General features: G+C 56.8%; 6 protein-coding genes. 5 read left to right on the forward strand and 1 reads right to left on the reverse strand.

What is annotated here, in order from left to right:
- Positions 1-1,087, forward strand: a 1,087-nt coding sequence (locus SGJ19_05645; GenBank protein ID MDZ4779716.1) for a PAAR domain-containing protein, incomplete at its 5' end; no start/stop codon positions are given.
- Between the two features lie 574 nt (positions 1,088-1,661).
- Here the strand turns inward: SGJ19_05645 and SGJ19_05650 are convergent.
- Entirely contained in the window at positions 1,662-2,159 is a 498-nt protein-coding gene (locus tag SGJ19_05650; GenBank protein MDZ4779717.1) for a hypothetical protein, read from the reverse strand.
- Between the two features lie 720 nt (positions 2,160-2,879).
- Between SGJ19_05650 and SGJ19_05655 the strand changes: the two genes are divergently transcribed.
- The 4 genes from SGJ19_05655 (at position 2,880) to SGJ19_05670 (ending at position 6,419) form a co-directional block, all read left to right on the forward strand.
- Positions 2,880-4,655 carry an RHS repeat-associated core domain-containing protein gene (locus SGJ19_05655; protein MDZ4779718.1) on the forward strand — a complete coding sequence of 592 codons (1,776 nt, stop codon included), beginning with the start codon at positions 2,880-2,882 and terminating at the stop codon, positions 4,653-4,655.
- 176 nt (positions 4,656-4,831) lie between these two features.
- Positions 4,832-5,362 (forward strand): hypothetical protein, encoded by a 531-nt coding sequence (locus tag SGJ19_05660; GenBank protein ID MDZ4779719.1) that lies wholly within the window; start codon positions 4,832-4,834, stop codon positions 5,360-5,362.
- A gap of 110 nt (positions 5,363-5,472) precedes the next feature.
- Positions 5,473-5,988 carry a hypothetical protein gene (locus SGJ19_05665; GenBank protein MDZ4779720.1) on the forward strand — a complete coding sequence of 172 codons (516 nt, stop codon included), beginning with the start codon at positions 5,473-5,475 and terminating at the stop codon, positions 5,986-5,988.
- A gap of 41 nt (positions 5,989-6,029) precedes the next feature.
- The gene (locus SGJ19_05670; protein MDZ4779721.1) at positions 6,030-6,419 is read left to right on the forward strand and encodes a hypothetical protein; all 390 of its coding nucleotides are present in this window, start codon (positions 6,030-6,032) and stop codon (positions 6,417-6,419) included.
- Positions 6,420-6,864: the final 445 nt, after the last annotated feature.

Below are 6,864 nucleotides of genomic sequence, written 5' to 3' on the forward strand. Positions count from 1 at the left end.
GAATACGCGGACCGCTATTAATCAAAAGATTAACGGCGTCACCGGCGATACGACCACCGGCGCGCAGCGCCAGGCCAATACCGGCCAGGCGATGCGCGGAGTGGTCACCAACTACGCGGATTCCGTCAAGGGACTTGCTGATCCCATGACCGTGACCGGCAAGGATGGCAAGCCCAGACCCGTGGACTGGAAGAATCCTGTCGAGGCTTCCGCGGCCGTGTTAAGGCGCGCCCAGGCGGCGGTTGGGGCCGTGACCGGCGCCATCGGCCTCGCGCAAGACCTGATGGACGTCGGATTCGCCAATCTCACTGCGCCGATCGCCGCGGTGTTCCCCAGCTTTCCCGCGGCGACGATGACCAGCCTGTACGTCGGCATTCCGCACGCGCACAGCCATCCGCCCAGCCTGATTCCCCCCGCTCCCCCGATTCCGCTGCCGAGCATCGGACCGATTCTGCTTGGCAATAGCATTCGCGTATTGATCTCAGGCAAACCCGCGGCGCGCGTGGGCGATATCGGCATCGCGCCGACGTGCGGCGGATTGACGCCCATGTTCAAGGTCTTTCTCGGGTCATCGAATGTGTTTATTGGCGGCAAACGCGCGGCGCGCGTCACCGATTTGTGCCGCGTCTGCCAGCAAGTGAAAATCAAAGGACCGATTGCCGCAGGGAAGGCCATGTCGGCCGTCGGCAAAGTAGCGCGCACGGTCGGTAAAGCGGGGAAAGTGGCCGGCTATCTCGGCATGGCCGCCGATGTCGCGGAAGCGGGCGTGGCGGCGCAGGAAGGCAACATGGCCATGGCCGCCGCGAAAGCGCTGAACGCCGCGATGAACGCCGCGCAAATGGCCGCCGACAAGGCCGCCGAAGCGGTCGGCGAAGCGATGGGAAAAGATCGCGCCATCCCGCCCGTGCTCCCGATCCCGATCGGTTTCGTCGTCGTCCCCGGGTCTGTCAACGTCCTGATCGGCGGCTTCCCCATGATCCACATCCCCAACCCCGCAGAAGCGCTCCTCGCGCACCTGAGCCGTTTCAAATCGAAGGCGCAGATCGACGCGGAAGCCGCCAAGGCCGGGTGTCCGACTTGCGGATAGACTCCATCGCATTGCAGGCAGCGCAAGCTCATCTTCCATGACCAAGTGTAAACATAACTCCGCCCAAGATCGCGTGCTTGTCGGAGACCCCGTCAACGTGATCACGGGAGCGAATCTCGACGCCAATCGAGACCTTCAACTGATTGGTCCAGTGCCCCTGGAGTGGATTCGGCATTACGATAGTTCGCGCAATAAGACACTTTTCGCGCTGGGTTGGGGACACACGCACGAGTACGATCGACACTTGGCTTTTGACGTAGACGGACTCAGCTATGTCACGCCGCTCGGACAGTCAATTGGCTTTCCTCCTTTGACTGAGAACGGCCAAAGCGCCGTGAACGCTGGCGTGGTCATGGAACGGATCTCGGATCGCGACTTTCGCGTTCGACAGGCTGGAAGGCCAGACTTTGAGTTTCAATTTTCTGAGTCATCACAGGCCTTGCTCGTCGCTGCGTCAAGAAACGGAAAATCGATTCACTTCGTCCGTAGCCGGAAAGGCGTCCTTGAAACAATCGTCGATTCGCTGGGACGAGATATTCGCATTGAATATGACGAGCGGGGGCGGATGCAATGCTTAAATCTCTTCGCTGGATTTGGGCGACAGCCACGCAAATTGCTTGATTTTCGCTACGATGACCATGGTAATCTGAGAAGCATTCGAGACAGTTATGGAAACAGCCAACTGTTTCGCTACGACGTCGCGAATCGAATGGTGCAAAAAACGAATCGGCGAGGATACTCTTTCAACTACGAGTACGATTCCGCGGGGCGCTGCGTTCGATCTGGAGGCGAAGATGGCCAATTCGATGTCTCGCTGAAGTATTTTCCTGATGAAAGGAACACCGTTGTCACCAGAGCCGACGGCGGCGTTTGGAAGTATTTCTATAGCGAAAACAATACACTGGTTCAAATCATTGATCCGCTCGGCGGCACAACGCGGTTCGAGTACGACGATCAGGGCCGCCTGTTCAAGGAATTGGACCCGTATCAAAACGCCACGCGATTTCTTTACGACGACGCCGGAGGTCCGGTCGGCACTGTCAGTCCCCGAGGACGCTTCGTCGATGCTCATGACGATTCGGAAGGCGAGGATCCGTACCAACAGCGCATCGCCGAGTTTCCGCTTAAATTTGAGTACGGCGATCTCGTGCTGCGACAGAATATCGCGCTGCCTTCAGCGGATGACTCAGTACTTCGCAAATTACCGAACTTTGCCAGGGCACTGATTCGCGTTTCCCCCGCCGAACGCCGCGAATTGCCGCTGCGTGACGTCAACACGGAGCCAGTGTTGCGCGACGGCAAGCAGGCGACCGATGACGGACGCACATTTGACGATCTCGGAAACTTGATGCTGCGCCGCGGACTTAAAGGAGAACCGCGGCGATGGATCTATGACGCCGAAGGAAACGTACATCGCTTTCACGATCATGATGGTTCGGATTTTACTTTTGACTACAGCTCTTGGAATCTTTGCACGAGAACGAGCGATCCGTTGGGGGTCTCCGTTTCGTACAAGTATACGTCGACGCGACAACTCGCCTCCGTGATTGATGGCGAGGGAAATCGAACTGAATACGATTATGATTTTAAGGACGCCCTCGTTCGAGTTCGCCGGAACGGCGCTGTACGCGAATCATACGTGCGCGACCTGGCGGGAAGCTTGCTGGAGAAACGCGATTTTGAAGGAAGAACGCTGCTGACCTTCGAAATCGGTGCGGGCAACCTGAAATCGGTCCGACGATTGGCCTCGGGTGAGAATCACTATTTCGCCTATGACCGAGTTGGACGCACGATGCTGGCCGCCACCGATGACTTCGAGGTGCGATTCGCCTATGACGGCTTGAATCATCAAATCGTTGACAAACGCGACGGCCTCGGAATCGAACACCGCTACTCTGACGACCACCTCGTTGAGACCAACGTCTTTGACGCTTTTCAGACGACCTACCGCCGCATGCCGGATGGCGTGCTTGTGATTCGAGATCCCTCGGGCGCCGAGCACCGGCTTGCCGTTCTCGACGGCGGACTGGTTGTCCGCACAATGTTCAACGGCTCGACGGAAGTGACTCAACATGATTCCTTCGGTCGCTGCCTGGTCAAATCCCTTCGAAGCGGGGAATCCGGTGCCCGCAATTGGTATCGCGTATACGAGTATTCGGGAGAAGGAGACCTCGTGTCGGCTACCGACAGCCGTACCGGGACGATCGCCTTCGAATACGACAAAGCCCATCGACTGGTGAGCGCGATCGCTGCGTCAGGTCAACCGCAACGATTCGACTATGATCGCGCCGACAATCTATTGCGTCAGCCGGGCTTGGTCGGTGCTGGTGTGGCCCAAGGAAACCGACTCGTTGCCGCGAACGGTGACCGATTCAGTTTCAATGGTCGAGATCACGTTTCCGAACGGCGCGGCCCTAATGGAGTCACGCGCTTTGCATACAATTCACACGACATGCTCGTCCAGGTTCAATCGGACACGCTTCAATGGGAAGCGCGGTACGATCCGCTTGCACGCCGAATTAGCAAATCCTGGAACGGGAGACGCGTCGAATACTACTGGGACGGCGACAAGTTGAGCGCGGAGGTTCGGCACGACGGATCCCTGCGGATCTACATCTATGCCGATCAGTTGTCGCTCGTCCCGTTGTTGTTCGTGGAATACGCGAGCATCGACGCGGACCCCGCCAGCGGGCGCCGGTACTACGTATTCACCAATCAGATTGGCGCACCGCTGCTGGTAGAAGATGATCGCGGCCAAAAGGTGTGGGCCGCCAATATTGAGCCGTACGGCCGGACCGCTATCGATCGAGAATCGACGATCGATTTTCCGCTTCGGTTTCCAGGACATTACTGGGATGCGGAGATCGGACTGCAGTATAATCGGTACCGTTATTATAGTCCAGAATTGGGGCGTTATATTCAGGCTGATCCGATTGGCCTGGGCGGAGGCCTCAATGTTTATGCGTATCCGACAGGGCCATTGACGTCTGTGGACGTGCTTGGATTGGCCCAATGTCCCAAGCCGCCGAAGCCCATTGACGAGATGACGGATGCGGAACTACAGAAATGGTTGGCAACGCTGACCCCGGCGCAATTGCGAGCGCTGAAGGACTCGAACCCACGTGATTTCAACAAGGATTCTGATGGAAGCAGAATCCGTTATGCGGACTACAAGAACAACGGAGGAACAAAGTCGTTCGCGGATTGGAGTCAGGGCAACAAGGGTGGACGAGGCGGAGGTCCGGGGCATCAGGCCGTGCAAGACAAACTTGAGAAGAAAGGCGCACAGACTGAAGTGCCGTTTGGAAATCGAGCTGCGGATGCGTATGAGCCGCCCAAGGACGGCAAACCCGGCGTTATTCACCAAATCGGCGGATTGAACAAGAGAGGCGACCCCATCTCCCGAGAGAGGGATGCGATTAATGACATCATGAACTCACCTGAGTACAAGAACCAGGATCCCAAACCAACGATCGTTTTCCACGACAAGAATCCGCCGCATAAAAAGGTGACAAATCCGCAAGACAAACCGAATTGGAACGGTGGTGATAGCGACGACGACGAGTAGAAAACATGGAGCCCGAAGTTATGAGTGCGTCACATGCGCATTTCGCATCAATGTGCGAATGCAGTTTTGTACCTTCGATTCAGACCAAGAGGTTGCACTTTCCTCCCTGATTACGATTCACGCTAATGTAGCAGCGGACGCCGCTCGTTCGATTCAACCTTCCAGAGTAACTTTCGATGGGAATGCAAATCCAAGTCGCCCAGTCGCCGACGGATGTGGCGGACTTGAACGCGGCGCTTCGCGAAAAGTTTGATCTTGCATGCCTTCCTCGCTTCGTGGCGTCGCCGCATGCAACGCCAATCGACTTCGGATCGTGCCAAGACTTGGAGCAGGTTCTGTTTTGCCGCCGTTTCTGCTCTGTTGTCATCCGCAATTTGCGAGCGGTAGAGGATGATTCCGGCCGCTTCCATGTCTATCCAAAGGATGGGTTGTGCATTGAATGGACAGGGTCATCGCGTCATGGCCAACATGGATACGTGCCAGGACGGTATTTCCTTGGTACGAGCAATGTAGCCGAACCTGCGACACTCGACGACACAAAGAAGGTTATGAGCTACGTTATGCGAACCATCAAGTCAAAGTACACAATGAAATCGTCTGGTCGTTTTCCAGTTCTTGTCGGACCTGACCTCGCGAAGAGTGTAAGGACAAATACGGCATCAGTCGTGTATCCGAACGGCGCCGCCTATGAATTGTCGGAGGCGTAACGGCGTCTTGCTGTTGCAGGGGCGCCGGTTCCTCGAGAAATGGGTTCGATCCGTCCATAGCTACTGGCCGGCAGACCGGTTGGCACACACGATTCTGTGAGAACACGAAAATGAGCATCTGGATCCGAATCTGTTGTCCCGAGAGCGTCGCCTCAGTAACGCCGGATGCAATGCTCAACGGAATTGCCAAGCGGATGGTGTTGCTGGGCTATCTCTATAGCGAGGATTTCCCGGAGGATGAATTGCCTCGCGTCCGTGTCGAAGCAATTTCCTCAGTCGAAACGTTTGAATCATTTGATATCCGGTATGGCGCCGATCAAGTCTACGGTTTTCGCGTGGATAGGTGGCAAGAGCCGTCGAAAGTGAAGGAAGAAGTCACTGAACTTCGCAACAACGTTCGCAACCGAAAGGAATTCGCAGCGAAGCGGATCAACGAATGTCTTTCTCGTACGATCGAGACCGTGGGAATTGAACTGAAGCTGTTCGACGCCAGCGGTATCGGCTGGCCGATCGCCATGGCGGCGGCCGCTTGGTTGGCGGATACCAGCAATGGGTTAGTCCAAGCTGACGATGTGGGGTGGCTGGAACCGACGGACGTTGAGGTTCGGACGATTCTCGAAGAATAGCAATTCGATCGGTCGTGTCAGTATCCCGGGAATGCCTCGAAATGTTTCAGGACGTTGACTTTTGGCAGTTGTCGCCTATTCCCCTCCTCCTCGCCTTCGCCGGCGCCGTTTGGTGGATCTTCATCCGCCCCGTGCCGCGACTTACCGTCGTCGGCACGATTGTCGCCAAGGACTACAAAGGCCCGGAGACCTATCGGCGCTACCAGGTGGGCGGCGGACGTGATTTTCGACCCCCGACGGAGATGAAAATCGCCGATGGCTACGTTTTCACCATTCGCGCCGAGGGGTTGTCTCAGGATGTGCGCTATACGCTCAACACCGTCGCGGCCCAACGATTCGACATCGGGCAGCGAGTTGAAGTGACCTTCGAGGTGCGTGGCATTCCCGGTATCTGGCGCGTGCAAGCCGGCGTGGATATGCGCGCAGCCTAGAGCAGTCCGGCATTCAACCGCCAGCCGCATTCAATCCACCGCCCTGAGCAAAAACGAGGTTCATGCACCGGCGTCGGATTCCAAGTCCGGTGACGATGCTTCTCACTTGGGTAGTGTCACGACGACGCGAATGAGCAATCGGATTGGTACGTGCATCGCGCACTTGCACGATCGATGCGCGCCCGCACTGGGAAGCTTCGGTCGAATGTAACGAATGGCACTTAGATCGTCGTAAAGCGTTTGACCATTTCACGTTTGACTTCCTGTCTTGGTTTCCGGAGGAATGCATAGTGCTTGGGACGCCGTTTTCTAAGACGGGGTTCGAATCGGTCGGGGCGGTCGGCCACTTAGTGGACTGCGACACCCCAGGACTTTCGGACAGCGGCGGGGGCTGTTTTTTTACGCCGCTTGGGCCGGGGCGTGATCGGCTTCGAAACGGCTGCTC

Source organism: Planctomycetia bacterium, assembly GCA_034440135.1.
GTDB lineage: Bacteria > Planctomycetota > Planctomycetia > Pirellulales > JALHLM01 > JALHLM01.

What these genes read in the sequence shown, in the direction of transcription:
- SGJ19_05650 (MDZ4779717.1), bottom strand. Translation starts at nt 2,159, where the DNA reads ATGAGCATCGACGAAGCGTCCTCGGGGACTGACAGTGCCGACCGGACC.
- SGJ19_05655 (MDZ4779718.1), top strand. Translation starts at nt 2,880, where the DNA reads ATGCTGGCCGCCACCGATGACTTCGAGGTGCGATTCGCCTATGACGGC.
- SGJ19_05660 (MDZ4779719.1), top strand. Translation starts at nt 4,832, where the DNA reads ATGGGAATGCAAATCCAAGTCGCCCAGTCGCCGACGGATGTGGCGGAC.
- SGJ19_05665 (MDZ4779720.1), top strand. Translation starts at nt 5,473, where the DNA reads ATGAGCATCTGGATCCGAATCTGTTGTCCCGAGAGCGTCGCCTCAGTA.
- SGJ19_05670 (MDZ4779721.1), top strand. Translation starts at nt 6,030, where the DNA reads ATGTTTCAGGACGTTGACTTTTGGCAGTTGTCGCCTATTCCCCTCCTC.